22 protein-coding genes, 1 other RNA gene and 3 pseudogenes are annotated in these 25,138 nt (G+C 30.1%); 10 read left to right on the top strand and 16 right to left on the bottom strand.

From position 1 onward, the window contains the following. Positions 1 to 411 precede the first annotated feature (411 nt). The 3 genes from ggt to GRQ01_RS00825 form a co-directional block, all read right to left on the bottom strand. Positions 412 to 2,082: a gamma-glutamyltransferase gene (gene ggt, locus GRQ01_RS00835; protein ID WP_158333964.1), complete on the bottom strand. Its 1,671-nt coding sequence runs from the start codon at positions 2,080 to 2,082 to the stop codon at positions 412 to 414. 278 nt (positions 2,083 to 2,360) lie between these two features. Then, positions 2,361 to 3,062 (bottom strand): SIMPL domain-containing protein, encoded by a 702-nt coding sequence (locus tag GRQ01_RS00830; RefSeq protein ID WP_158333963.1) that lies wholly within the window; start codon positions 3,060 to 3,062, stop codon positions 2,361 to 2,363. A gap of 3 nt (positions 3,063 to 3,065) precedes the next feature. Next, positions 3,066 to 4,277 carry a multidrug effflux MFS transporter gene (locus GRQ01_RS00825; protein WP_158333962.1) on the bottom strand — a complete coding sequence of 404 codons (1,212 nt, stop codon included), beginning with the start codon at positions 4,275 to 4,277 and terminating at the stop codon, positions 3,066 to 3,068. 102 nt (positions 4,278 to 4,379) lie between these two features. Between GRQ01_RS00825 and GRQ01_RS00820 the strand changes: the two genes are divergently transcribed. Continuing rightward, entirely contained in the window at positions 4,380 to 5,714 is a 1,335-nt protein-coding gene (locus GRQ01_RS00820; RefSeq protein ID WP_158333961.1) for a DUF2130 domain-containing protein, read from the top strand. 63 nt (positions 5,715 to 5,777) lie between these two features. Here the strand turns inward: GRQ01_RS00820 and GRQ01_RS00815 are convergent, their stop codons facing one another. Together GRQ01_RS00815 and typA are read right to left on the bottom strand one after the other, a co-directional pair. Further along, positions 5,778 to 6,422 (bottom strand): poly(A) polymerase, encoded by a 645-nt coding sequence (locus tag GRQ01_RS00815; protein WP_158333960.1) that lies wholly within the window; start codon positions 6,420 to 6,422, stop codon positions 5,778 to 5,780. Next, positions 6,422 to 8,230, bottom strand: coding sequence for a translational GTPase TypA (gene typA, locus GRQ01_RS00810; protein ID WP_158333959.1), 1,809 nt, complete (start codon positions 8,228 to 8,230; stop codon positions 6,422 to 6,424). Before typA ends, GRQ01_RS00815 begins: the two co-directional genes overlap by 1 nt. A 119-nt stretch (positions 8,231 to 8,349) precedes the next feature. Here typA and GRQ01_RS00805 point away from each other — a divergent pair, with 119 nt between their 5' ends. The 4 genes from GRQ01_RS00805 to GRQ01_RS00790 are packed head-to-tail and all read left to right on the top strand — an operon-like array spanning position 8,350 to position 13,110. Next, entirely contained in the window at positions 8,350 to 8,673 is a 324-nt protein-coding gene (locus GRQ01_RS00805; protein WP_158333958.1) for a hypothetical protein, read from the top strand. 15 nt (positions 8,674 to 8,688) lie between these two features. Then, complete coding sequence (locus GRQ01_RS00800; RefSeq protein WP_158333957.1) at positions 8,689 to 10,548, top strand: flagellar hook-length control protein FliK; 1,860 nt, start codon at positions 8,689 to 8,691, stop codon at positions 10,546 to 10,548. 57 nt (positions 10,549 to 10,605) lie between these two features. Then, positions 10,606 to 11,469: a flagellar basal body rod modification protein gene (locus tag GRQ01_RS00795; RefSeq protein ID WP_158333956.1), complete on the top strand. Its 864-nt coding sequence runs from the start codon at positions 10,606 to 10,608 to the stop codon at positions 11,467 to 11,469. Between the two features lie 3 nt (positions 11,470 to 11,472). Further along, positions 11,473 to 13,110 (top strand): flagellar hook-basal body complex protein, encoded by a 1,638-nt coding sequence (locus GRQ01_RS00790; RefSeq protein ID WP_158333955.1) that lies wholly within the window; start codon positions 11,473 to 11,475, stop codon positions 13,108 to 13,110. A 1-nt stretch (position 13,111) separates the two neighbouring features. Here GRQ01_RS00790 and GRQ01_RS00785 read toward each other — a convergent pair whose 3' ends face one another. Further along, positions 13,112 to 14,878, bottom strand: a complete 1,767-nt coding sequence (locus GRQ01_RS00785) for a flagellar assembly protein A (protein ID WP_158333954.1) — start codon at positions 14,876 to 14,878, stop codon at positions 13,112 to 13,114. A 431-nt stretch (positions 14,879 to 15,309) separates the two neighbouring features. Between GRQ01_RS00785 and ffs the strand changes: the two genes are divergently transcribed. From ffs to GRQ01_RS07600, 5 genes and pseudogenes are all read left to right on the top strand, one after another. Beyond that, an RNA gene (gene ffs / locus GRQ01_RS00780) (signal recognition particle sRNA small type) lies at positions 15,310 to 15,407 on the top strand. Positions 15,408 to 15,730: 323 nt separating this feature from the next. Then, positions 15,731 to 15,904, top strand: coding sequence for a hypothetical protein (locus tag GRQ01_RS07620; RefSeq protein ID WP_227656221.1), 174 nt, complete (start codon positions 15,731 to 15,733; stop codon positions 15,902 to 15,904). A 114-nt stretch (positions 15,905 to 16,018) separates the two neighbouring features. Continuing rightward, positions 16,019 to 16,485 (top strand): annotated as a pseudogene (locus GRQ01_RS07610) (anion permease). A gap of 39 nt (positions 16,486 to 16,524) precedes the next feature. Next, a pseudogene (locus GRQ01_RS07605) lies at positions 16,525 to 16,721 on the top strand (anion permease). Positions 16,722 to 16,756: 35 nt separating this feature from the next. Then, positions 16,757 to 16,999, top strand: a complete 243-nt coding sequence (locus GRQ01_RS07600; RefSeq protein ID WP_158333951.1) for an anion permease — start codon at positions 16,757 to 16,759, stop codon at positions 16,997 to 16,999. Positions 17,000 to 17,211: 212 nt separating this feature from the next. Here GRQ01_RS07600 and mnmA read toward each other — a convergent pair whose 3' ends face one another. From mnmA to aroQ, 10 genes and pseudogenes are all read right to left on the bottom strand, one after another. Then, the gene (gene mnmA / locus GRQ01_RS00770) at positions 17,212 to 18,228 is read right to left on the bottom strand and encodes a tRNA 2-thiouridine(34) synthase MnmA (protein ID WP_158333950.1); all 1,017 of its coding nucleotides are present in this window, start codon (positions 18,226 to 18,228) and stop codon (positions 17,212 to 17,214) included. Beyond that, on the bottom strand, positions 18,228 to 18,833 hold the full coding sequence (locus tag GRQ01_RS00765; protein ID WP_158333949.1) for an LOG family protein: 606 nt from the start codon (positions 18,831 to 18,833) through the stop codon (positions 18,228 to 18,230). The genes mnmA and GRQ01_RS00765 overlap by 1 nt, the downstream gene beginning before the upstream one ends. 70 nt (positions 18,834 to 18,903) lie before the next feature. Further along, complete coding sequence (gene fliY / locus GRQ01_RS00760; protein ID WP_158333948.1) at positions 18,904 to 19,746, bottom strand: flagellar motor switch protein FliY; 843 nt, start codon at positions 19,744 to 19,746, stop codon at positions 18,904 to 18,906. Next, a complete protein-coding gene (gene fliM, locus GRQ01_RS00755; protein WP_158333947.1) occupies positions 19,743 to 20,822 on the bottom strand; it encodes a flagellar motor switch protein FliM in 1,080 nt (359 codons plus the stop codon). Before fliM ends, fliY begins: the two co-directional genes overlap by 4 nt. Further along, positions 20,822 to 21,514: an RNA polymerase sigma factor FliA gene (locus tag GRQ01_RS00750; protein ID WP_193699203.1), complete on the bottom strand. Its 693-nt coding sequence runs from the start codon at positions 21,512 to 21,514 to the stop codon at positions 20,822 to 20,824. The genes fliM and GRQ01_RS00750 overlap by 1 nt, the downstream gene beginning before the upstream one ends. Then, positions 21,495 to 21,851: a hypothetical protein gene (locus tag GRQ01_RS00745; RefSeq protein WP_158333945.1), complete on the bottom strand. Its 357-nt coding sequence runs from the start codon at positions 21,849 to 21,851 to the stop codon at positions 21,495 to 21,497. Before GRQ01_RS00745 ends, GRQ01_RS00750 begins: the two co-directional genes overlap by 20 nt. A gap of 19 nt (positions 21,852 to 21,870) precedes the next feature. Further along, positions 21,871 to 22,737, bottom strand: coding sequence for a flagella biosynthesis ATPase FlhG (gene flhG, locus GRQ01_RS00740; protein WP_158333944.1), 867 nt, complete (start codon positions 22,735 to 22,737; stop codon positions 21,871 to 21,873). Further along, positions 22,730 to 24,143 (bottom strand): annotated as a pseudogene (flhF, locus tag GRQ01_RS00735) (flagellar biosynthesis GTPase FlhF). Before flhF ends, flhG begins: the two are co-directional and overlap by 8 nt. Further along, entirely contained in the window at positions 24,144 to 24,626 is a 483-nt protein-coding gene (gene folK / locus GRQ01_RS00730) for a 2-amino-4-hydroxy-6-hydroxymethyldihydropteridine diphosphokinase (protein ID WP_158333942.1), read from the bottom strand. Next, positions 24,626 to 25,108, bottom strand: coding sequence for a type II 3-dehydroquinate dehydratase (aroQ, locus tag GRQ01_RS00725; RefSeq protein WP_158333941.1), 483 nt, complete (start codon positions 25,106 to 25,108; stop codon positions 24,626 to 24,628). Before aroQ ends, folK begins: the two co-directional genes overlap by 1 nt. Positions 25,109 to 25,138: the final 30 nt, after the last annotated feature.

Genomic DNA, 25,138 nt, shown 5'->3' with positions numbered 1-25,138 from the left:
TGATGATACTACACCTTACTGGTAGGGGGAAAGTAACTCATTGCGGACTTGTTAGACTGCTTTATTATTCTTAGTTTTTCTTTTTTTTATTTCAATCTTTTAAATTATTATTGTGTAGAGGCTTACAGTTTATTTTATAGTATTTATACTTGTATAATATATTATTATATATTATTTTTATTTTAAAATTGAAAAATTAATTTATTAAATAAAATAAGTTTTATATATTCATAGAATTAAATGGTAATGATGAGAATATGAGTTGAGAAGAGATTGAAGGGATTTTGGAATTTGGTTTTAAATAAATTTTTTCAATTATTTTAAAAAAGGTATAAAATTTTATGATATAAAAAGTTTAAGAATAAAAGATTGTTATGACTTGTCTTTAAATCTCAAAGACAAGTCATAGTTTTAAAATTCTTTTCTTGTATCCATAGAACCTAAGATTTTTCCTGTTTTTGGATCAATCATTATGGCATTTACATCACCCATATAAGGCTTTTGGGTAATTTTATATCCCATTTTTTCAAGATTGTTTTGGACATCTTTAATAATCCCAAAAGGTTCTGTTCTTATCTCATCAGGTAACCATTGCATATGAAATCTTGGAGATTCTACAGCAGTTGAAATATCCATTTTATGATCAATTACATTAGAGATGACTTGTAAAACGGTAGTGATGATTCTAGAACCACCTGGACTTCCTACTACCATAAATACTTTTCCATCTTTGAGTATGATAGTAGGACTCATAGAGCTTAAAGGTCTTTTTTTAGGTTCTATAGCATTAGCTTGTCCTCCTATAAGTCCATATAAATTTGGTACTCCTGGTTTGATTGAAAAATCATCCATTTCATTATTTAGTAAAAATCCTGCACCTTCTATAGCAGCACCTGAACCATAGCTTGCATTAATAGTATAGGTGATACTTACTGCATTACCTTTGCTATCTAATACAGAATAATGAGTGGTATTTTCCCCTTCGTGAATTTGTCCTAAACCTGGTTTAACTTTTGAACTTGGTAAAGCTTTATTTTTTGGAATGTGCATATAGATTTCTTTAGCATATTCTTTGCTTATAAGTTTTTCAAGAGGGACTTTAACAAAGTCAGGATCTCCTAGGTATTCTGAACGATCTGCATAAGCTTGACGCATAGCTTCTGCCATGATATGTAAGGTTTTAGAGCTTGCAAAGCCTAAATTTTGTATATCAGCATTTTCCATGATATTTAAAATTTGTATGATGTGAGCACCACCACTACTAGGTGGAGACATAGAGATGATATCATAACCTCTATAAGTGCCTTCTACAGGTTTTCTCCAGATGGTTTCATAGGAAGCTAAGTCTTCTTTAGTGATGATACCATTGTTTTTAGCCATATCTGCTGCTATTAAATCAGCAATTTTTCCTTTATAAAAAGCATCAGGTCCTTCTTTGGCAATTAGTTTTAAAGCTTTTGCTAAATCTTTTTGAACAAATAAATCTCCACTTTTGTAAGTACTACCGTCTTTTTTAAGGAAATATTTGCTTGAGCTAGGGAATTGTTCAAACATAGTTTTAGCTTCTAGCATGGTTTGTTCTTGTCTGTCATTGATAAGATAGCCTTTTTCAGCAAGTTTTATAGCAGGTGCTATTAAATCACTTAGTTTCATAGTGCCATAGCGATCAAGTATTGCACTCATACCTTTGACTGTTCCAGGTACTCCAGCTGCCAAATAGCCTATAGTAGAAGCATTTTTGATCACTTCTCCTTTGCTATCAAGATACATATCTTTACTTGCTTTTAAAGGAGCCATTTCTCTAAAATCAAGCGTAGCGTTCTCACCGTTTGCTAAGTGGATAACAGCAAAGCCCCCACCGCCTATATTACCTGCTGAAGGATGTACTACGGCTAGAGCATAACCCACCGCAACAGCTGCATCTATGGCATTTCCACCTTTATCAAGGATTTCTTTACCTATTTCATTGGCTAATTTATGACTTGATAAGACAAGTCCTGTGCCTGTTCTATCTTGTATAGGTGCATTAGCAGCACCAAAACTTAACGTGATTGAAATTGCAAATAGAGCTAAATAACGCATTTTAATCCTTTGTTTGAATAATTATGTAAAATTTATTTTAACAAAACTAAAGATATTTATGAATTTAAAAATAATATATTTGAGAAAAAATATTTAAAAATTTTTATATTGTGTCAAATTTTCTCATTTATTAAAATATATTTTTAAAGTTAGCTTTATAAATTTTTATATTCAATTTAAATAAAAAGGAGTAAAAATTATTTCATTTTAATTAGTAAGAAAAAAGGTTTTTAAGCTGTATAAAAATATTAATTTGCAAGTTTTAGCTTGCAAATTTTTTAGTCTTTTAAGTAATATTCTATAGTAGATACCACTCTTAAGGTTTTGATATAAGGAGTATTTTTGTCTCTGTTAGTAATGCTAAATTGTCCTTGGGATGCTTTTTTTATCTTGCCTAAACTACTGTTTGAATCCTGTGCGAATTTAATCGCTGCATTTCTAGCATTGATTGTAGCTTCTTCTATCATTTGAGGTTTTATATCATTAAGTTTTGTGTAAAGATATTCTATATCATAATCATCAATTGTTAGCACTATACCTTCTTTGCCTAGTGTTGAAATTTTTTCTTGTATGGTTTTTCCAAGTTTTACATTTTTTGTGTATAAGAGTAAGGTTCTTGTGCCTGTGTATCTGTATACAGCCTGCTTGTCATTGCTATAAGGATCGCTTAATTTGTCTATGATATTTGGGGCATTGGAACTTATTTCATCAGTTTTTATACCTTGTTCTTCTAAAAATTGGATTAGGTTTTCTTTATCTTGTTCAAGTTCTTTGTATAAATTTGCAAGATTATTATTTGATCTTGTAAATTTTATAGGTAATATTAAAGTGTCAGCTTCTACATCTTTTTGACTTAATCCTTTTACTGTCACACTTCTTTGAAGTATTTTAAATTCGTTTAAGCTTTTGTAAAAGCCTATAGCAAGTATTAAACTGGCTAATACTATAGCTAGTGATATGACAAAAGCATTGATTTTCATTTTTTATCTCCTTTGGGTTTGATGCTTTGATTTTATTAATAAATATATCATATTTGCCATTAAAACACAAATGCACATTACCAAAGCAAGGATTATAGGAGTATTAGCATTTATGATTCCAACTATAAAAGAAATCAATCCTGCAAAGCTAAATTGCACTGTTCCAAGTACAGCAGAGGCAGTTCCGCTATGTTCTTTAAATCTTGCCATAGCCAAGGTTGTGGTATTAGGTGCGATAAATCCTAGCATGGCTATACTTGTAAAAATACTTATTTGAAAAAGTAAAAAATGAGGATAAAAAAATGCATTTACAAGCAAAATAATAGTTGATATAAACATGATTATCAAAGCCTTTGAAAGTATTTTTTCGCTTTGAAATTTTTGTATTAATTTAGCGTTAATATTGGCACAAATTATAAATCCTAAAGCATTAATACCAAAAAATAATGCAAATTTTTGTTCGCTTAGGGCAAAAAATTGTGTAAAAACAAAGCTTGACCCTGTAATATAAGCAAACATTGCAGCTAAAGCTAAAGAAGCACAAAGTATGTAAATTAGAAAATATTTATCATTAAGCACTAATTTATAGCCTTTTATGGCTTGTTTGTAGGAGAATTTTTGCTTTTTAAGATGGGGTGCGGATTCTTTTAAGCCAAAAAGCACCATTACAAAAAGTAAAATTCCTAAAGCAAATAAAGTCGCAAAAATGCTATGCCATGAAAAATATTCTAATAAAAATCCTCCAAAAGTCGGTGAAAGCATGGGTGCAAGTGAGGTAAAAACCATCATGAGTGCAAAAACAGCTGCAGCTTCTTTAATTTCAAATAAATCATTTACAATCGCTCTTGCTATTACTACTCCTGCACAACCACCAAGAGCTTGAAGAAACCTTAAAGCGATAAAGGCATAAATATTATCAATAATCACGCAAAATAAACTTGAAATGATAAAGAAAAATATCCCTGTTAAAGCAGAAATTTTACGCCCATAAATATCACTTAAAGGACCATATATCAGCTGTCCTAAAGCAAAGGCGACAAAAAAACTTGCAATGCTAAGTTGGGTTAAAAAAGAATTGGTTTGAAAACTTTGCTTTACATGAGTGAGTGCAGGGAGGTACATGTCTGTAGAAAGCGGGGCTATACTTGACATTAAAGCAAGGATGATAATGAGTTTGAATTTTGCAAAGCCATGAATTTTAGTGTGTTTTTGCATTTATAATCCTAATTACTTTTAAAAAATCATTTTAACAAGTCAATCTTATAATAATCTTTGTTTTTCTATGTTAAATTTGTGAGAAAATTTGAAGGAAAAATTATGCAAAATTTAAATCAAAATGATCCAATTAAATGCCCAAATTGTGGTAATTTTATGGATATAAATGAGCTTTTATATATACAAATTTCAAATCAAGTTCAAGAAGAGTTTCAAAAACAAAAGCAAGAATTTCAAAATGAAGTTAACAAGCAAAAGATCGAGTATGCTAAGGCTTTAAACGATTTAAAAGTTCAAAAAGCAGATCAAGAAAAACTTATCAATGAAAGAGTAAGTCAAGAACTTCTTTTACAAAAGCAAAAAATTCAACAAGATTTCCTTATGCAAAAACAAAATTTTCAAAAAGAATTCAGTGAAAAATTTCATAAAGAGCATGAAAGTGAAGTGAAAATTATGCAAGAAGAATTAGATCAAAAAAGCAAAGAATTAAGTCAGTTATTAAGCGTGAAAGCCGAAAATGAAAAGCTTAAAAGAGAGCAAAAAGAAAATGAAGAAAGGTTAAAATTTCAAATCAAAGAAGAAGCTTTAAAAGAATTTAAAGAACAAGAAAATAAGAATTTAGAATTACAAAAACAAAAAATTCGTTTAGAATATGAAGAAAAAGAAATGGCACATAAAGAGCTTCAAATACAATTTAATACTGTAAAACAAGAATTAGATGTGTTAAAGCGTAAAGCAGATCAAGGATCGCAACAACTTCAGGGCGAAGCAGCAGAATTGTTTATACAAGAATACATCCAAAAAGAATATTTAAGTGATGAAGTTAAAGAAGTACCAAAGGGTATAAGTGGGGCAGATTGCTTGCACGTGGTTAAAGATAATTTTGGGAATATTTGTGGGAGTATTTTGTATGAGATTAAGCGTACTAAAGAATTTAATAAAGAATGGCTTGATAAACTTAAACTCGATAGTATAGCAGCAAGAAGTGATATAGCTGTTTTAATTACAAAAACTATGCCAAAAGAAAGAGAAAAAACGCATTTTAAAGAAGGGATTTTAGTTTGTACTTTTTTTGAATTTAAAGGGGTTTTAGCTGTGCTTAGAGAAAGCATTATGAATATTTATAAACTAAAAAATGCTTTAAAAAACAAGGATGAAAAAAATCATATTTTATATGAGTATCTTAATTCTAAAGAATTTAATACACAAATTACTTTTATACTTAAAACCTATCAAAATATGAAAGAAGAATTAGAAGCTGAAAAAAGGGCTTTGCAAAATATATGGAAAAAAAGAGAAAAAGCCATAGAAAATTTAAGTTTTAATTCTACAGCTATAGTCAGTTCTTTAAATGCTATATTTAGCGATTTAAAAGGTGAGAATTTAATAGGAGAAGATGGACTTAGAAGTCTTGAAAATTTAGCTAAAGAAGATTAAAAGCCTTGATTTTTATAGCTTTTAAAACATGGGTTAAGAAAGCATTTAATTGATTTTTAAGGTTTAGAAGAATTTATTTTTTATGGAATTTAAATTGTGTTCTAAGATTGTGAAATTATTTGCAAGATCCTTTTTTAAATCGATAAAAAAAGGATTGCTTAAAGTGGCTATAAGATAGTAGTTTTGTTTAGAAAAGATATGATCAAGAGTGAAATTTTTGTTTTGGACTTTGATATAAATTTGTTCTTGATCTTCGAATTTGATATTTTTATTTGCTTTTAAAATTTCAAGCAAAATTCCACAAAATAGCCTTTTGTTTTCATCTAAATACTGAATATCATAAATTTTAAAATCTTTAAAATCAAAGCAATTTTGACTTTTAAATTCTTTCAAATTTTGTATAAGTTCTAATTTTAAAAAATCTTCTTGGCTTAAGCTTTCTTTTTTTAACCTTCCTCCAAAACGGCGTAAAAATAAATTTAAAGCATTAAGTTCTAATTCTTTTTTAGCAAAATTGAGTTTTTTAGATGTAAAACGGAAGAAAAAAACGCCTACAAAAATAGCTAAAATTATAGCTATTAGGGCATCTTTTATAAAAACAAAGGCTAAAAAAGCTATGAGTAAGGCCTCTATAATACTTAAAAATTTTAAAATTCCTAAGCGTTTGAATATATAGAGTCTTTGGTTTTCTAAGCTTTTTAAATCCATTAAGATTTTGTTTTTTCCATTCTTTTTCTTTGGGTTGGATCAAGGTAGCGTTTGCGTACGCGTACATTTATAGGCGTTACTTCTACAAGCTCGTCTTCTTCTATCCATTCTAAAGCCCTTTCAAGGCTAAGTTTTCTAGGTGGGATGAGTTTGATAGCATCATCGCTTCCGCTTGCTCTTACATTGGTGAGATTTTTCCCTTTAATAGGATTGACATCTAAGTCATTAGGGCGTGAGTGTTCGCCTATAATCATACCTGTGTAAACTTTAGTTTGAGGTTCTATGAAAAGCACTCCACGATCTTGGAGATTAAATAAAGAATATCCTAAAGCCACTCCATTTTCCATAGAAATTAAAGCCCCATTATTGCGTTTTTCTACCGCACCACTAAAGGGTCTAAATTCTAAAAAGCTATGATTCATCACGCCTTCACCCTTAGTATCAGTTAAAAACTGGCTTCTAAAGCCTATGAGTCCTCGTGCTGGAATTTCAAATTCCAATCTTGTTTGGCCATCGCCTGTTGGTGCCATGGTTTTCATTTCGGCTTTTCTTTTTCCTAATTTTTCTATCACTGCACCACTAAATTCTTCTGGTACATCAATGACTAAATGTTCAAAAGGCTCTGTTTTGACTCCATTTTCTACTTTTACTATAACTTCTGGCCTTCCCATACAAAATTCAAAACCTTCTCTACGCATGTTTTCAGCTAAAATAGTGATTTGAAGCTCCCCTCTACCACTTACTTTAAATTTACCTTCTGCTGTACTTTCATATTTCATCGCGATATTAGTTTTCATTTCAGCTTCTAAACGTTCAGCAATTTTATTTGAAGTGACATGCTTTCCTTCTGTTCCTGCTAAAGGTCCATCATTGACAGAAAAAACTATGCTTAAGGTAGGTTCTTCTATGCGTAAAGGATCAAGTGGCATAGGTTGGTTTGGATCTACAATACTATCACCCACATCTAAAGCCTCAAATCCAGCTATAGCTATAATATCGCCGCTTTTGGCTTCTTCAATATCCATTTTTTCTAAACCCATGAAACCTATAAGTTTAGAAATTCTACCATTTACTTTAGTACCATCAGCTTTTGCAAGCATGACATTTTGATTTTTCTTTACAATGCCATTAAAAATTCTTGCAATTCCTATTTTGCCGACAAAATTATCGTATCCTAAGGTGAAAACTTGAAGTTGCAAAGGATTGTCATTAGTACCACTTGGTGCAGGGACTCTTTCAAGTATGGTTTTAAAAAGGGGCTCCATATTGTCGCTTTTATCATTAAGATCAAGTTTAGCATAGCCATTTTTAGCTGCAGCATAGACAATAGCAAAGTCTAGTTGTTCATCATTAGCATCAAGGGCTACGAAAAGATCAAAGATCTCATTAATCACTCTTTCAGGATCTGCAGCTGCTTTGTCTATTTTATTGATCACAACTATAGGTTTAAGTCCTAAAGATAAGGCTTTTTTTACCACGAATTTAGTTTGTGGCATAACGCCTTCTTGTGCATCTACTAAAAGTAAAACGCCATCAATCATTTTTAAAACGCGTTCTACTTCTCCCCCAAAATCAGCATGCCCTGGAGTGTCTATGATATTGATTTTTGTTCCTTTATAGTTGATAGCTGTGTTTTTTGAAAGTATAGTAATGCCGCGTTCTTTTTCTATATCATTGCTATCCATAACGCGTTCTGAAATCTGTTCTCTTTCATTAAAGGTGCCTGATTGTTTTAATAATTCATCTACCATAGTGGTTTTGCCATGATCAACGTGGGCTATGACTGCAATGTTTCTAATATTTTCCAAATTTTTCTCCAAAGCTGAATTTTTAAAAGTGTAGATTATATAAAAATTTAGCTTAAACTACAAATTATCAAAACTTGGAACATTTCTTGCTTTGAAGTCTTAAACTCAAGGAGGCTAAAATGTCAAAACCATTAAATGAAGATCTCTTTATCGAATTTAAAAACTGTGCGTTTGAGAGAAAAAATGAATTTTTATTTCAAGTTTTAAATCTTTTAGAAATTTTAAAATCTAATAAAAGTGAAAAAATGGCAAGAATTTCAAGCGAGCTTACAGAAATTTTAGAAAATGAAGAAAATTTAGAAAAAATTTTGAAGGCCAAAAATCTAGAGGAATTATTAAATATTTTAATTGTTTTAAATAAAGATAAAATGATTAAAGTTTATGGAAATTCTTATTTAAAAGAACAGTTTCCTAAGCTAATGGCAGGCAATTTTTTAAAATAATTTTAAGGAAAAATGATGTCGAATTTATCTTCGCAACATGAGATTTTACATCTTAAATCCTCTAAGATTTCTATTAAAGGGAGTCTTTTGGGTAAGGCAGGTGAAAATAAAGAACATCAAGCTAACGACAGTAAAAATTGTACTCAAGATAACACAGAGAGTTTTTTAAATTCTTTACTTCGTTCCCTTGAACAAACTAATGAATTTTTACCTGATCGCATGAAAATTGATCAAAAAGAAATTGTTAACGAAGCCATGAGTAGACTTGAGAAAGGAGTTTTTGATGAAAGTGATAAAATAAGCATTTTTCAATCAGCTCCTTTGATGCAAATTCTTTCTTTATTAGATAAATTAAAAGCACCTACAAAAGATATTAAATTAGGAAATTTGAGCAATCAGTTTCCTGAGTTTGTAAAAACAGAGGCTAATTTTGATGCTTTAAAAGGTGCATCTAATCTTAATGAACTTTTAGATATTGCAAAAGATTTAGGTTTAAATGTAAAAGATATTAAAATAGATCGTCTTCTTGATCTTAAGAGTACTTTTCCTAACTTGGATAAGGCTGATTTTTTTAAAGGCAGTATAGATAGTATTTTTAAACAGCTTATTAATGATAAAATTGCTGATTTAAGCAAAAAATTAAATCAGCAATTACAAGATTCTTCACATCTTTTAAAGCAAAAATCTTATTCTCAGCCTAAGGATTTTAGTCCTTCTTTACTTTCTCAAACTTTAAAAAATTTAGATTCTATGCTTTTATCTAAAGAAAATAAAAATGAAAAGATTGATAAGGTAAAAGTACAAAATGCAATAGAGATAAAAAAGGATAAAAAATCATTAAATGAGAGTATTAAAATAGATGATAAAAAATCAAATCATGCAAGTAAAGATAGTAAAACTAGACATTTAATTACAGAAAATGTACAACAGGAAAAATTATTAACTAAGAGTGTAAAAGAGGATATTTCAAGTCAAGATTTACCAAATTTTAAAGTTTTAAATAAAGAAGATAAAGAAAATAAAAATTTTATTAAAGAAACAAATAAAGTTCAGGAGAATAAGTTAAATCAAGATCCTGTAAAAGAACAAAATAAAAATTTAAAAGATTATAAACAGGATGTAAATCTTAATATAAAGTCAAATAAAGAAATCCTTAAAGATTCCCAAAATTCAAATTTAACACAAAAAGATTTTACTTTAATTAAAGATATAAAAACTAATGCCAAAGAGATGAAAGATACAAAGTCTTCTTCTTTAGAGCAAAAAATAAATGTTGAAAATTTAAACCAAGTCCAAGGTGAAAATTATAATAAAACTCAAATGATGCAAAAAGAAATTGATAATGATAGCAGTAAAGAAACTGTGATCAAAGAACAGGTAAAAACACCTAGTCAAAACACGCACGAGAATAATTTAGATGATTTAAATTCTTTAGTGAAAGATTTAAATAAAGTTACGCAAAATAGCACGCGAAATCTTAGTCCTAAAGAAACTTTACAATACTTTTCTCAAGATTTAAAAGAAGCATTAGATGATTATAAGACCCCAATTACAAAACTCAATATCAAATTAAATCCTAATAACCTTGGTGAAGTGGAAGTAACTCTAATCCAAAGGGGAAATAATCTTCATATCAATTTTAATTCTAATACTAATGCAATGAATTTGTTCATGCAACATCAAGTAGAATTTAAAAATTCTCTTGTTAATATGGGATTTACAGGTCTTGAAATGAATTTTAGCGATCAGGGGAAAAAAGAGCAAAACCAAAATCAAGGAAAAAATCGCAGTAGCACCGGTTTTAAGGATATTTTAGAAGGAAAGAGTGAGGGAGAAAAAATTAATCTAGAGCTTGTTTTAGCAAAGTATTTCTAAGTTGGAATACTTATTGCTTTAACTATAAAATATAATAGAGTAAAAAAGGAGTTTATAATGATATCATCAGATTGGAATTTAGATAATTTTAACGCAAGTGTCAATCCTAATTCTTCTAATACACTAAGAGAAAGTGGCAATACATCTACAATAGTGAGTAATCCTAATGCTACTTTAGATAAAGATGCGTTTTTAAAACTTCTTTTAATAGAGCTTCAACACCAAGATCCAACAGATCCAATGGATAGTGATAAAATGTTAACTCAAACCTCTCAACTTAGTGCACTTGAAATGCAGCAAAATACTAATACTACTATGCAAAAGATGGTTGAAACTATGCAAAAACTTTCAGATTCTTTTACTACAAGTATGAGTACTTCGGCTTTAGCCGCTATTGGAAAAATGGCAACAGTTACAAATAATACTATCAAACTCACAGGATCAGATGAGCTTATTGCACTTAAAATGTATTTACCAGAAGACTCAGATGAAAATGGAGTTACTCTAGAGATTTATGATAGTAATAATAAGCTTGTTTTTAGCGAAAAAAGTGATGCTAAATCTATTTCAAAAGGTTTATTTACCATGGAATGGCCAGGAAGGAATAATGATGGGGTTTATGCAGGAGATGGTGAATATAGTGTTAAGATGGTTTATAATAATAAAAATGGTGAAAAGATCACTGCAAATTATGGTACTTATCCTATTGAAGGGGTTGTTTTTGAAAATGGGGTTGCTTATGCAAAAATGGCGGGGCAACAAGTTCCTTTTGATGCGATTAAAGAGATAACTGAGTATAAATCTAGTAGTTCTTCTTTTCCTAGTGGAAGTGTTTCAAACGGTGATTTAAATGCAGGAGATTCTGAGTCTGCACAAGATGAGAATAAAACAGAAGATGAGAGCAAAGAAGAAAAGGCCTAGATCATGATGAATTCATTTTATAACGGGGTTTTGGGGGCTAAAAGCACTAGTTTTGGTATTGATGTGAGTGCTAATAATATTGCAAATGTAAATACTACAGGATTTAAATATTCTGATGCACAATTTAAGGATATTTTTTATACTACAGTAACCACGCAATCAACAAATCCTGCACAAGGTGGATATGGCAGTGGTGTGGCTTCTTCTCAGCTTGTTTTTGAGCAAGGATCTGCTGTTGCTAGTGAGGGTGAATTTGATGTGGCTTTACAAGGAAAAGGGTTTTTTGGTGTTTTAGGTGCTGATGGTAATGCTTATTATACTAGAAATGGAGCTTTTAGAAGAGATGCTGAAGGATTTTTAGTCGATTCTTATGGAAATTTTGTTTTAGGGACTATGAACCCTGCTTTTACAGGAATAAATTATAGTGATAGGGTTGCAGGGCTTATGGGGGATTATCTTAATACAGGAGTTTCTGTAAATAGTGGTTTTACTGTAAATTCAAATGATCCTTTTAGTATGGGAACAGCTGCCTCACAAGGTGCTATTAAAGTCCCTCTTAATATGTATTTAGCCCCTCAAGTAACCCAAAATGTCAAATGGAGTGGAAGTTTAAGCACTAATACAAAAACTGAAGTGCTTACCTTAGATCTTGATCCTAATAAATTTAATATTACAAAAACCGCAGATGGAAAATATATAGTTAGTGGTAGTGTAAGCAAAGAAGAAGTATTTAGTGCTAAGGCTGGCGATAGGATAGTTTTGAATTTTGTAGATGGGAATGGAGTTAAAATTGATTTTGAAACGACTTTAGATGAAAATTTAAATTTTAAAAGCAATGAACTTGATTTAAAAGGTTTAGATCAAGCAAGTATCAAGCTTGATACAGTGCAAATTGCAACAGAGCAGCAAAAAGCCAATAAAGACATTTTAGAATCAGCTATTTATAATGCTGATGGAAGCAAAAGTACTCTTAGAATCACGCTAGAAAGAATTTTACCTCAAGAGGGTGATAATATACAATATAAAGCCATTGCGCAAATTTATGATTTTAATGGAAATGCTATAGGTAGTGCTAGTGAAGGAAGTGTGGTTTTTAATGAACAAGGTGCTTTGCTTGAAAATAATATTACAAGTATTACAAACCCAAATGGTGGGAAAATCAATATAGACTTAGGCAGCGTTTATGATGCTAATAAACCTGGATCAGGTTATAATGGGATTTATGTTAAAGAGGGATTTGCAAACAATATAGTTACAAAACAAGATGGGGTGGCTGAAGGCTTTTTTAGTCAATATCATATAGCAGATGATGGGAGTATAGTCGCACAATTTAGCAATGGTAGAAATGTTATAGTGGGCAAACTTGCTTTGTATAATTTTATAAACGAACAAGGCCTTGCTGCTATGGGTGATAATATATTTGCTTCAACGGCAAATAGTGGTGATGCTAATTTTATTTTCAAAGATGGAAAAGTGATTAATACAGCACAGTTTAAAGGTGGCTATTTAGAGCAGTCTAATGTCGATTTAGCTGTGGAGCTTTCAAACCTTATAGTTACACAAAAAGCATTTGATGCTAATTCAAAAAGCATCACTACAAGTGATCAAATGATACAAAAAGCTATTAATATGAAAAGATAGTTTAGAAATTATCTTTTTGTAGTTTTTTAAAAAGAGCCTTGATCGCTTTGATTTCTTTTTCATTATAATCATGGCTGCATTTGATGTAATTTGCTTGTTGTTCTTTATGAAGGTAAAAAACTTTTTCATAATCTTTAGAGGTGAGATTATAGCTTAGACCTATTTTGGTATTGGTTTTAGGGTAAAATTTTAAAAAATTATCTTTGCCGATTTTTTTAGTTTTAATGTAAATTTTGACATTATAAATTATTTCATCTAAGAGAATTAATTTAGTATTAACTTGATGTTTGAGTTTGATAAATCTTTTATACGAGGCATTGAGTTGATTGTATTTGTCTATGATATTGGGGTTTTTGATTTTTTGAAATTGGATAATTTTGATTTGATTTTTAATTAAATAATCATAATAATTGTGCATTTTATTGATGGTTTTATAAAGTTTATTTTTGACTTTAAGGCATAAATTTTTAATATCATTATATTCTTTATCTGTTCCTTCTTCTATAGGTAATAATGGAGAGATGTTAATAGTATTTTTAAATTTTAAATTATTTGCTATGATGAGGTTTTTTCTAGGATATAAAATATTATCGTTTAATAAATTGCAAATATAAATATTTTCTGCTTGTATTTTTGCGCCCCTACAGTTTTCTACAAAAACGTTTTTGGCTATAACATTCCCATTTTCTAAATTTTTTATATATGCAGTATCAGCTTGTAAATTACCTTTATGCGTTTTAATAAAAACATTTTCTGCAAAAATTTCACTTTTTTCATCTGTGAAGCCTCTTATATTGATATTTTTTGCATAAACTCGCGTTAGGCCAATATTGCCATTGACTTTAATATTTGAAACTTGTATGTTTACAGATTCTAGGGTATCATTAGGATCTTTTAAAGAATCTTTTTGTAATAAATTAAAATCATTAATAACGCTAAAACCTATATGATCTTTGTTTAAAAATCCATAATTTGCACTAAAATATTGAATCCTATCTTCTAACTGCTGGCTATAAATGCTTTCATCTTTTATAATAAGAGGATTTTCGATGAAGTTAATAGGATTTATGTGAAGCATTTCACCTCTTAGATTGCGTCCTTCTTTTCCAAGAATTTTATAAACATACTCAAAAAGTAGTTCGTTTTTTTTAACAGCTTTGCGATAATTTGTTTTACTATAGTTTATATTTTTGCCGGTATATCTTCCTTCGATATTGTTATGATAAATGATTTCATCTCTTTTTTTATGTTCGATTTTATTTACCCCTTTAGCAATAACGAGTTCAATTGTTTTTATCCTTTGCTTTTTTTGTAAAGATAAAATCACATCATCAATTTTTTTAAATAGTTTTTTATTAAGCCTTAAAATTAAGAATTTTTGCTTGATCATGGTTTTATAAATATTTTGCAAAATATCGAATTTTAAACTAGAATAATATTGAAAATCATCCATAAAAATAACATGAGCTTTTAAATAGGTTAAATTAGCATTAGGTTTAAGTTCGATTATAAAGGCTTCTTGGTGAGTTTTTGGATAAATTTCTATGATGAATTTATGTACCATGGTATTATAGTTTTTTACGAAAAAATTATCATCATAAAATAGATTAAAATCTTTTCTTTCATAAGTTTTTGTTTTTTGTGTGTTAGAACAAAGAAGTTTAAAATCAATAACTCTAAAATCAAGTATTTTATCTGTATTTTTTTGCTCGTTTTTAAGACTTTCAAAAGGATTAAAAGTTTCTAAAGTTTTGGTTTGAAAATTCATTATTTATTGCTCTTTTTATAAATAGAGTAATTGTTTTTAAAAATATGGTTTAAAGTTTTAAATGTTATCTTACTTTTTATTAATTTTATGTTATGTTTTAATTTACAAATGAGTTTTTGAAGACATATGTTTATATAAGGTATTTTTTTAAAAATAATGGTTTTGAAATTATTAACTTCTGTGTTTAAATGCATATGATTAATGCTGAATTTTTTACTCCATTTAACTTTCATACATCTTATCCTTTTTTTGTAATAATAATTACTCTATTTTATAATCTTACTTTTTAGAAAATGAAATAATAATAATTTTGTAAGCTAATATGAAAAATTTATAAAAAATATTATTAATTTGTTACTTCTTTATACACTTATGTTTAATTTTATAACTCAAGGCTTTTTAAGTATAGTATGGTATAATTTTTATGCCTTTTCTTAGACCTGTGCAATACTATTTTTAAACACCGCTTCAGGGTGGGAACACAGCAGAGCATTTGATTTTAGTGTGTGCCGCAGTTATCTGGGGAAGGGTTTTTTGGTTTTTTCCTTAGATATGAGTTATTCTTAACATACTACATTCCTAATAAATTAAAAATTTATTTAAAAAGTATAATTTTAAGATTTATTAAAATATTATTGAATTAGAATTTAAGCATTATAAATTGCATGATTAAAGGATGAGTAATGCATAAAAATAAAATTCCTTTCTTGGTATTGTGTGTTTTAATTGCTACTATGTTTTGAATCATACCTATATCTATGGGTTTTAGAAGATAATTCTTGACATTTTTTTTGACTTTTTATTGCTGTTATTGTGGGGATAATTTTACAAGTAATTCCAGGGGCTATTTGTATGATAGTGATTTTTATAGTAGCTTTTAGCGGTATTACTACTACTGAAAGTTCGGTGCGTGCTGTACATATAAAAACTCTTGAAAAGATTGTTTCAAAATGGTATTATGTTGTTTTAAAGGATAAAGCAATTAAAGCAAATATTTTACAATCTTTAATCCATTTGAAAATTTAAACGAAATTTATACTAAAGCGAGTTCAAAAATTTCTGTGTAACAATTTATTGATAAGTCTAAAATTTCAGCTTTAAACACCTTAACACTTGATTTTGTGTCTCAAAAAATTATAGATGAGAAATGATGCTGCTATATCAAACTTGAAAGCTAAAACAGGTATAAATGATGCTTTAAGCGCTTTTTCAAATTCTCCTATTTGGCTTATAGTTATTTCTATTATTGTGGCTCGAGGAGTTATTAAAACAGGACTTGGGGGATGTTTAGCTTATTATTTTATCAGTATTTTGGTAGAAAAACCCTAGGAATTGCTTATTCTATAGCATTTTGTGAGACTATTTTAGCGCCTGCTACTCCTTCAGATACTGCAAGAGCAGGCGCTATTATAAATCCTATAAGTTCAAGCTATTGTAAGAAGCTTTAAATCCACCCCTGAGGATAGAAAATGGGAACTTATCTTTCTTTAGTCAATTATCAAGCCAATCCCATCTCATCGACTATGTTTATTACAGCGACTGCTCCAAATCCTTTAGCACTTGATCTTATAGCACAAACTAGTAATTTAAAAGTACATTTAACTTAGGGACAATGGTTTTGGCATGTTTTACCAGGCATAGTTGCTATGCTTTGGATGCCTTTGGTGCTTTTTTCTTGCTACTCCACAGATTAATCCATTCCTAATGCTTCAACTTTTGCTAATGATAGATTAAAAGAAGTTTGTAAAATGAAAAATAGTGAAAAAATTATGTTTAGCGTTTTTATCTCGCTTTTATTTTTGTGGACTGGGACTTTGGATTTGTTTTTTGGAATTTCTCTTGATGCAACTACTATAGCCTTGGCTTGGATTGTCTTTAATGTTAATCAGTGGAGTTTTAAGCTTTGGAGAGGTTTTAGCAGAAAAAGCTGCTCGGAATACTTTAGTATGGTTTTCTGCCCTTGTAATTATGGCAAGTTTGCTTGGAAAGTTGGGTGTTACTCAATTTTTAGCTGAAGTTTTGGGTGAATTTGCTTTTAATATTGGTTTTGGAGAAATTTCTATTATGATGTTTTTAAGCCTTATTTTTTATATACGCATTATTTTTTTGCATCTACTATAGTCCATATTTCAGCAATGTTATGATGACTTTAACGCATTATGCTACAGGAACAGCTCCTGTTATTTTGGTACAGGTTATATCAGTAAAAAATGGTGGAGTGTAGGTTTTATTATTTCTGTGTTTGATATAGGGGTTATGATAGGAGTAGGGCTTCTTTGGTGGAAAATTTTTAGGGTTTTATTGATAATTTCTAGGAAGTTAATTCCGAGAAATTATTCTATAAAACCACTTGCTATGACTTTATCTGCATTGTAAAATACAGCCATTTGTCCACTTGCTAGGCCATAAACAGGATCTTTTAAGGAGATTTTTGCACTTTTATCATCATTAATGATTACTTTACAAGGAGTGGATTTAGATCGGTAGCGAATTTTCACCTCGCAATCAAGCTCTTTAGCATCGATGAAAAGATTGATATTTTTTAAACTAAATTCGCTGACTTTAAGTTCTTCTTTGGTTCCAACTACGATTTGATTTTGCTTAGGATTGATTTTTAAAACAAAATGCGGTTCATGTGTGCCGCGTACTTCAAACCCACGTCTTTTTCCTATGGTATAGTGCATATAGCCTTCGTGTTTTCCTATGATTTTTCCACTACTATTGAGAACTTCTCCTGGAATTTTTGTATCCATAAATTGATCTAGTATTTGTACATAAGTATTTTCGACAAAGCAAATTTCAGAACTCTCTTTTTGGCTTGCAAAGGATTTTAAAACATCTATAGTAGAAGCAAATTGCTTTACTTCTTCTTTTTTCATTTTTCCAAGCGGAAAGAGAAGATATTTTAAAGCCTCTTTATCAGCACTAGCTAGAAAATAGCTTTGATCTTTGTTTTCATCTATTGCTGTGTGGATGAGATTATTTTCAATCCTTGCATAATGTCCTGTAGCGAGTTTTTCACATCCTAAGCTTTTTGCAAATTCTAAGAGTTTTCCAAGTTTAATAAAGCGATTGCATAAAGCACAAGGATTTGGTGTTTTACCCTCTTTATATGTATCTACAAAAGGCATGTAGACTTTGTTTTTGAAATCTTCTTGAAGATCTAAAATATGATAAGGAATTTGTAAAAAATTAGCGACTTTTTGTACTTTTTTGATATTTTCTTCGTGATAATTTGCTTTGCCATGAAGCTTCATATAACAACCTATGACTTCATGTCCTTCATTTTTAAGTTTATAAGCGCTCACTGTGCTGTCAACTCCTCCGCTCATAGCCATTAGAATTTTCATTAAATTTCCTTTAAAGTATGTATTATAAAATCCAAATCGTCAGTGATTTTATACTTTAACTCATCTCCTTGGGAAATCACTTCAAGTTTGAGTAAAGAATTTCTGACGAACTCATCAAAAGCCAGCCAAAATTCACTCCCAAACAAAATCACAGGAACATTTTCTTTAAATTCAAGTTGTTTGAGTGTAAGCACTTCGCTTAGTTCATCCAATGTTCCAAAGCCGCCTGGGAAAACCACAAAAGCTAGACTCTTTTGAATAAGAGCCATTTTGCGTATGGCTAAGCTCTCAAAAGTAATGTTGTATTCTAAAAAGTCATTGAGTTTTTGTTCATGAGGTAAAAAGATATTAAATCCTATAGAACTCATTGAATTTATATTGTTTTTTTCTAAAAAAGCCCCTTCGTTGGCTGCGCGCATGATGCCACCACCACCACCACTAATCACACAAAAACCCTCTTGCACGCATTTTCGTGCTAAAATTTTAGCTTGCTGATAATAAAAGCTATTTTCTTGAAGTCTTGCTGAGCCAAAAAAACTAATAGCTTTTTCTAGTTGGGGTATATTTTCAAATTTTTTAAGATCTTTTATGATTTTTGTATACATTAAATACACACCTTTGGGCAAAACTAGAAATTTTGATTATAACTAATTTTGTTAAATTTATAGAGTAATTTTATCTTAATTGTTCTAATCTTTCTTTTTTAGATCCGATTTCTGTGATTTGAACCCCAAAATTTCCATCTACTATCACCACTTCTCCATAGGCGATTCTTTTATCACCTATAAGGATTTCAAGAGGATCATTTGCGAGTTGATTAAGTTCTACAACTGAACCTATATCCATAGTTAAAACATCTTTTAAAAGCATTTTTTTATTTCCAATTCTTACGCGTACAGGTAAACGTACATCCATGATAAGATTAATATTTTTAAGTTCTTCGCTAAGCATGATCGTTTTTTCTTCAGTACTATGATGAGATTGGGCAGAGGGGTTTTGATCATCATTACTTTTTCCGCTTAAAACATTATAAAGTATTAAATCCATAGCTAAAGAAATTTGATCTTGTAAATCGCCTATTTTTATATCATATAAAAATAATTTTTTAAAGCCTTTAAAATCAACATTTTCAAGAACAAAGTCACAAGATTCTATACTAAAATCCATTTTTGGGATGTCTTTTTGAGCTCCTAAGCTTGTAGAAAATGCCGAAATTATATTTTGGATAGCTTCTTTAGCTGCATCCATTTCATCAGAACCTAATTTATCGTTTTTAGAAATTTCTTCTTCACCCATCATCCATTCGCCAATAGCACTCATTAAAATAGCCCCGGCTAAAATTCCTATTTTTCCACCATTTTCTATGTTAAAAGTAGTGTATACTAAAGGAGCTTTTAAAGTATTAGATGAGTCAACATCAAATTCTTTGTACTCGCTAAATTGAGCACTTTTTCCTGTTAGGCCTTCAATAGTACTTGTGCATTCATTGGTAAATATTTGTAAAAAATCATTGATCATATTTCTTCCTCCTCTTCTTCAGGCTCATCATAGACGCTAGCCTTAGCTTTACGTTCTTCTTCGTATTTTTCTAAGATTTCTTTGATTTCATCTTTATCCGTGCGTATAAGTTCTAAAATTTTAATCGATTTTCTAAAACGATGCAAACCAATTTGTGCTAAAAAAACATCTTTTTTATCTATGCTTACTATGGCCTTATCATCTGCTTCTCTATCAAGACGCAAAATATCGCCTTGCTTAAGTTCTAAAAATTCATGCACACTGATTAAGGTTTTACCTAAGATTGCTTCATATACCACTTCAGCTCGACCAATTAGGGTTTTAAGCTCTTTATTGCGCGATTTTTTAGCTGAAGTTTCACCCATCATAATATCGCGATTTGCTAAACGGCTTAATATGCTTTCTAAGTGCACAACAGGATAGCAAATATTTACCATACCGCTTGAATTTCCTATTATGATTTCCATAACTACCATGATAACAATTTCATTTTGTGATACAATTTGTACGACATTAGGACTTGATTCTTTAGCTTCAATGCTGGGGTAAATTTCAGTTACTGTTGCCCAGCTTTCTTTAAGTCTTTGCATGATAATACGCAAAATAGAATCGAGCAAATTAAGTTCTATATCTGTGAGTTCACGTGAAGCTTCATAACTATCGCCTTGGCCTCCTAAGAGTCTGTCTATCATAGGAAAGGCTATGCTTGGATTGATTTCTAAAACACAGTTTCCATCTAAAGGTTTAATAGAAAAAACATTAAAGCTTGTCGGGCTAGGTAAAGACATCAAAAATTCACCATAAGTCATTTGATCAACAGAATGAAGCTTGGTTTCAACTATACTTCTCATCATGGATGAAATTTGAGAGGCTAAATTTCTTGCTAGTTTATCGTGTATACCTTTAATAGTTCTAAGTTGTTCTTTTGAGACCCTATTGGGGCGCTTAAAATCATAAACGACTATATTTCTTTCGTCTTTTTCATCTTTTAAATTCGAAGCCATTGATGTATCGGTATTATCATCAACGACTTCAAGTAAAGCATCGATTTCTTCTTGAGAGAGTATCTCTGCCATTACATTAGCCTTTCTCTAAGTTTTTTAAGAAGTTTTTTATGAATTTGTGAAATTCTGCTTTCGCTAATTTGTAGAATTTCGCTAATTTCTTTAAGACTTAATTCTTCATAATAATAAAGCTGGATGATAAGCTGTTCGCGTTCTTTAAGATCATCTAATACCTCATGAATTTTTTCTAAAAGCTCTTCTTTTTCAATTTTTTCTAAGGTATTGTCTTCATTATAAAGTTCTAATTGTTCATCTATAGGCAAGGTATAGCTTATTGCATGTGCTGTTTTGACTTCTTTAACCTTTTCTACGTCTAGATTGAGTTTTTTTGCTAGATACTCATCATCAGGTTCACACTCATGTTCAAGAAAGTATTCATCTATAATTGCGTCAATATCTTTTATAATTTTGCGATTATTACGACTCATTACATCTAAGCTTCTTAAGTAATCAAGCATAGATCCATTGACTCTTTTTTTGGCAAAGCCCCAAAAATTATCGTTTTGCTCTTTATCATAACGGCGTGAAAGTTTAATCATCTCTTCTACACCTATGCTGATAAGATCATTAACATCTATATTTGAAGGCAAGCGTTCTTTTAATCTAAAAGCCATAGCACGAAGTGCAGGCATATAAGAAAGCACAAGCTCATCTTGTTCTTTTTTAAGCATTTGAGCATAAGTTTTAGGCGGCTCTTTTAACATTTTTTCGCCTTTCTTTAGAATCATTTTTCTTTAGTTCTTCTCTTTCCTCATTGAGTTTTTCTAAAATTATATCCATTTTCTTTTCACGAAGGACTAAATCATTGATAATATTATTGCTGGTTTTTTCATAATCAAGTTTATTAAAGATTCTCCCGCTAATTTTCTTTATATCAATAAAATTCATAATAGCAATATGAACAAAAACATAAAACATAAAAGTGATAAAGCAAGTTAAAATTAATATATCAAAAGCTTCATCAGTATTGACAATACTAAATGCAAGCCCTATAAAAAATCCACAAACAGTAAAAAATGCTACATAGTTTTCTGGTCTCATATTCTCTTCTTTATTATTGCTAGAATCTTTCGATAATTTTCCTAAAAAAACTCGAAAAACTACGATTTGAAATATTATCAAGCACTTTTCGTTCCAATCTGTATAAAAGCTTAGAAGCTATGGCTTTAAGCTCATCACTTGAGTTGGTGTTTTCATCGCTAAATAAAGTGCGTTTTTTAATACTACTACTAACTTCTTTAGAAGCGCTTAAATGTCCTAATAATTCTAAATTTAAAGGATTTTTAATATTTGCATCGGCAACCTTTTTAATATTTTCAAAAACTTTTAAAGCCTCGTTTTCGCTTTTTACTACATTAAATAACATGAGTAAATTTTCTTTGGTTTTTGAAGTGGTTTTGATAGTAGCATAAGCATCTGTAATAGCTGCAGGATCAGGAACGGTGACAACTATGACTTCATCAGCCATTTCCAAGAAATTTAAAATATTGCCTCCTATGCCTGCTCCTGTGTCAATGATAAGAAAATCAAGTTCATCTAAAACACTTGCTTGATTTAAAAATCTTTCATAAATATTTTTGTCATTGTATTTTAATATCTCATCCCCACTTTCGCCTGGAATAAGCCATAAGTTAGGTTTAACTTCTATTAAAATATCTTCTAAAGAGCATTCTGCACGTAGTACATGTAAGAGGTTTTTTTGTATGTGTACATTTAAAATTACATCTAAATTTGCCAAGCCTATATCTGCATCAAAAAGCCCTACTTTATAACCATTGTTTGCTAAAATATTGCCCAAATTAGCACTAATAGTGCTTTTGCCAACCCCACCTTTACCACTTGTAATAGCTATAAAATGAGTATTTTGAGATTTTTTTGTTTTGTTTTGACTCATAAGATTGTGAAGTTTGTTTGCTTGGTTATTCATTATTCGTTCCTTTGTTTAAACCCTTCTAAAATACAATGAACTAAAAAATCGCTATTTGCCACTTGTAAATCATCGGGTACTTCTTGTCCTGTAGAGAAAAAGCTTATTGGGATATTAGTTTCATAAATGAGTGAAAAAATATTTCCAAAAACTTTGGTTTCATCAAATTTTGTAATTATTAAAGTGTCAATGTCTAAAAAGGAGAAATTGGTATAAATTTCTATTAGATCCTCGTGCTTAGTATTAGCTGAAACGACTAAATTGACATCAATTTGTGCATTAGAATTCATTAAAAATTCTTTGGTTTTAGCAAGTTTATTTTGATCGTATTGGGAATTTCCTATAGTATCAACTAAAATAATCTCACAATTGTTTAAACTTTTTATAGCTTCATTTAAATCTTTAGGTTCAATGCTATCGATGATAGGAAGTTTCATCATTTTTGCGTATTGAAAAAGCTGCTCAACTGCTCCTATTCTATAAGTATCTAGGGTGATAATGCCTGTTTTATAACGTTTATCTCCATAAGCGTAGCGGAAAGCGAGTTTTGCTAAAGTGGTGGTTTTGCCCACTCCTGTTGGACCTACTAGCATCATAATTTTTTGTTTTTTAATCTCACTTTCAACACGACAAGGTAAGATATTTCTTAAAAGGGAATGAAAATATCTTTGTACGGCATCTTTGTTGGTTTTCATGCTAGCAGGCATATTTTCAATAGTGGCTTTCATAATGGCTTCTAAGTGACTTTGAAGCATTCCACTTGCTTTAGCTTGTTTATATATGCTTGCAAATTCAGGGGGAATTATGAGATTTTTTCTAGTTTCAGTTTTATCATCCCACATTATATCTGCTAAAAGATCTATTTTATCGTTAAGTTTGTTGATTTGTTTTTCAAATTGTTTTTCGAAATTTTCTATTTTTTTATTATAATTTGGATTGTGGTTTTCTAAACTTGTGTTAGTAACCTTAGAAATTTCATTACTCACTTCACTGAGTTTTTCTTTAAAATCATGAAAACCTAAATTTTGATTTTGCTTAGGATTGATTTTATTTTGTGGAAAGTCTTGATAGTTTGTTTTAGTTGTGTTTGTTTTTAGAGTATTTGAAAAATCTAAAATCACATCTTCATCTTCTTGAGGGATTTGGGATTTGCTTGCTTCTTTTGTAGAAGAGGATTTTAATACACTTTTTTTTGTAGCTAAGGATTTGCCTTGTTTTTTAAGGTGTTCTTCATAGTCGCTTTCTTCTATGGCTACCATTACTTCATAAAGGGCACTGCGGTTTAAAGTTTTAGGACGGATTTGTTTGTTTGTGATGATTAAAGCTTTATCTCCATAGTCTTGTTTGACTTTGGGTATAATTTGTTCTGTATCTTCAACAGTGAAAGTATGTATAAGCTGTCCCATTTATATTCCTTGCATCAAACCTAAAGGCAAAATTACACTCACTCTTTCCCTAGCCCCACTATGAGGTACTTCACACCACTTATCACGCTTGACTTTTCGTGAAAAATATAAAAGATCTAAATCAAGCGTTCTAGGAGCGTTTTTGAAAGTTCTCTTGCGTTTAAATTTTAACTCATAATAAAGTAAAATTTTCAAAAACGCTCTTGCGTGCAAATTAGTTTGCATTAGCATTACTGCATTAGTAAAATCCTTTTGATCTTTAAAACCAAAAGCTTCATTGATCAATAGAGGTGATGTTGATATAATTTTAAATCTTGAATCTTCTCTCATCACACGAAAAAGCATGTCAAATCTCTTTTTCTCAGGCTCTATATTGCTTCCTAAACCTACAAGAGCTAAATATTTAAAAGAACTCATATTTTTGCTAAAAAAAGGAAAAAAACGGCTTTTTTCAAAGCGTCTTACTCCTTTGATTTTTAGCATTATTGTTTGCTTGCTTGTTGTGCTTGTTGCATTGCACGCAAATTTTTTATCTGTTCACAAATTTGAATGATACCCATTAAGGCTAAGTGATAGCCAAAAGGACCAAAGCCTACTATACTTCCAGAACACACAGGAGCAATGAGACTTTTGTGACGGAATTCTTCTCTGCGGTATACATTACTAATATGTATTTCAATTGTAGGTAAGGCTACAGCTTCAATAGCATCACGAATTGCTACTGAAGTATGAGTATATCCTGCTGCATTAATAATAATTCCATCGACTGTGCCAAGACATTCTTGAATTTTATCTACGATTTCGCCTTCAAAATTACTTTGAAAAAAATCAAGTTCTACGTTATTTTGAGAAGCGGCGATTTTCATTTGTTTATGGATTTCTTCCATTTTCATTGCACCATAAATTCCTACTTCTCTTATGCCAAGCATATTGATATTTGGACCTTGGATAACCATTATTTTCATTGATTTAGCCTTAAAAAATTTATTTTTTAG

The organism is Campylobacter bilis, assembly GCF_016806695.1.
GTDB lineage: Bacteria > Campylobacterota > Campylobacteria > Campylobacterales > Campylobacteraceae > Campylobacter_D > Campylobacter_D bilis.
The sequence above is the reverse complement of the archived record's forward strand: the minus strand, read 5'-3'. Positions and strand labels throughout refer to the sequence as shown.

Excerpts from the sequence above, each read along its gene's own strand:
- ggt (WP_158333964.1), bottom strand. The coding sequence starts at position 2,082 with ATGCGTTATTTAGCTCTATTTGCAATTTCAATCACGTTAAGTTTTGGT.
- GRQ01_RS00830 (WP_158333963.1), bottom strand. The coding sequence starts at position 3,062 with ATGAAAATCAATGCTTTTGTCATATCACTAGCTATAGTATTAGCCAGT.
- GRQ01_RS00825 (WP_158333962.1), bottom strand. The coding sequence starts at position 4,277 with ATGCAAAAACACACTAAAATTCATGGCTTTGCAAAATTCAAACTCATT.
- GRQ01_RS00820 (WP_158333961.1), top strand. The coding sequence starts at position 4,380 with ATGCAAAATTTAAATCAAAATGATCCAATTAAATGCCCAAATTGTGGT.
- GRQ01_RS00815 (WP_158333960.1), bottom strand. The coding sequence starts at position 6,422 with ATGGATTTAAAAAGCTTAGAAAACCAAAGACTCTATATATTCAAACGC.
- GRQ01_RS00805 (WP_158333958.1), top strand. The coding sequence starts at position 8,350 with ATGTCAAAACCATTAAATGAAGATCTCTTTATCGAATTTAAAAACTGT.
- GRQ01_RS00800 (WP_158333957.1), top strand. The coding sequence starts at position 8,689 with ATGTCGAATTTATCTTCGCAACATGAGATTTTACATCTTAAATCCTCT.
- GRQ01_RS00795 (WP_158333956.1), top strand. The coding sequence starts at position 10,606 with ATGATATCATCAGATTGGAATTTAGATAATTTTAACGCAAGTGTCAAT.
- GRQ01_RS00790 (WP_158333955.1), top strand. The coding sequence starts at position 11,473 with ATGATGAATTCATTTTATAACGGGGTTTTGGGGGCTAAAAGCACTAGT.
- GRQ01_RS00785 (WP_158333954.1), bottom strand. The coding sequence starts at position 14,878 with ATGAATTTTCAAACCAAAACTTTAGAAACTTTTAATCCTTTTGAAAGT.
- GRQ01_RS07620 (WP_227656221.1), top strand. The coding sequence starts at position 15,731 with ATGATAGTGATTTTTATAGTAGCTTTTAGCGGTATTACTACTACTGAA.
- GRQ01_RS07600 (WP_158333951.1), top strand. The coding sequence starts at position 16,757 with ATGTTAATCAGTGGAGTTTTAAGCTTTGGAGAGGTTTTAGCAGAAAAA.
- mnmA (WP_158333950.1), bottom strand. The coding sequence starts at position 18,228 with ATGAAAATTCTAATGGCTATGAGCGGAGGAGTTGACAGCACAGTGAGC.
- GRQ01_RS00765 (WP_158333949.1), bottom strand. The coding sequence starts at position 18,833 with ATGTATACAAAAATCATAAAAGATCTTAAAAAATTTGAAAATATACCC.
- fliY (WP_158333948.1), bottom strand. The coding sequence starts at position 19,746 with ATGATCAATGATTTTTTACAAATATTTACCAATGAATGCACAAGTACT.
- fliM (WP_158333947.1), bottom strand. The coding sequence starts at position 20,822 with ATGGCAGAGATACTCTCTCAAGAAGAAATCGATGCTTTACTTGAAGTC.
- GRQ01_RS00750 (WP_193699203.1), bottom strand. The coding sequence starts at position 21,514 with ATGTTAAAAGAGCCGCCTAAAACTTATGCTCAAATGCTTAAAAAAGAA.
- GRQ01_RS00745 (WP_158333945.1), bottom strand. The coding sequence starts at position 21,851 with ATGAGACCAGAAAACTATGTAGCATTTTTTACTGTTTGTGGATTTTTT.
- flhG (WP_158333944.1), bottom strand. The coding sequence starts at position 22,737 with ATGAATAACCAAGCAAACAAACTTCACAATCTTATGAGTCAAAACAAA.
- folK (WP_158333942.1), bottom strand. The coding sequence starts at position 24,626 with ATGCTAAAAATCAAAGGAGTAAGACGCTTTGAAAAAAGCCGTTTTTTT.
- aroQ (WP_158333941.1), bottom strand. The coding sequence starts at position 25,108 with ATGAAAATAATGGTTATCCAAGGTCCAAATATCAATATGCTTGGCATA.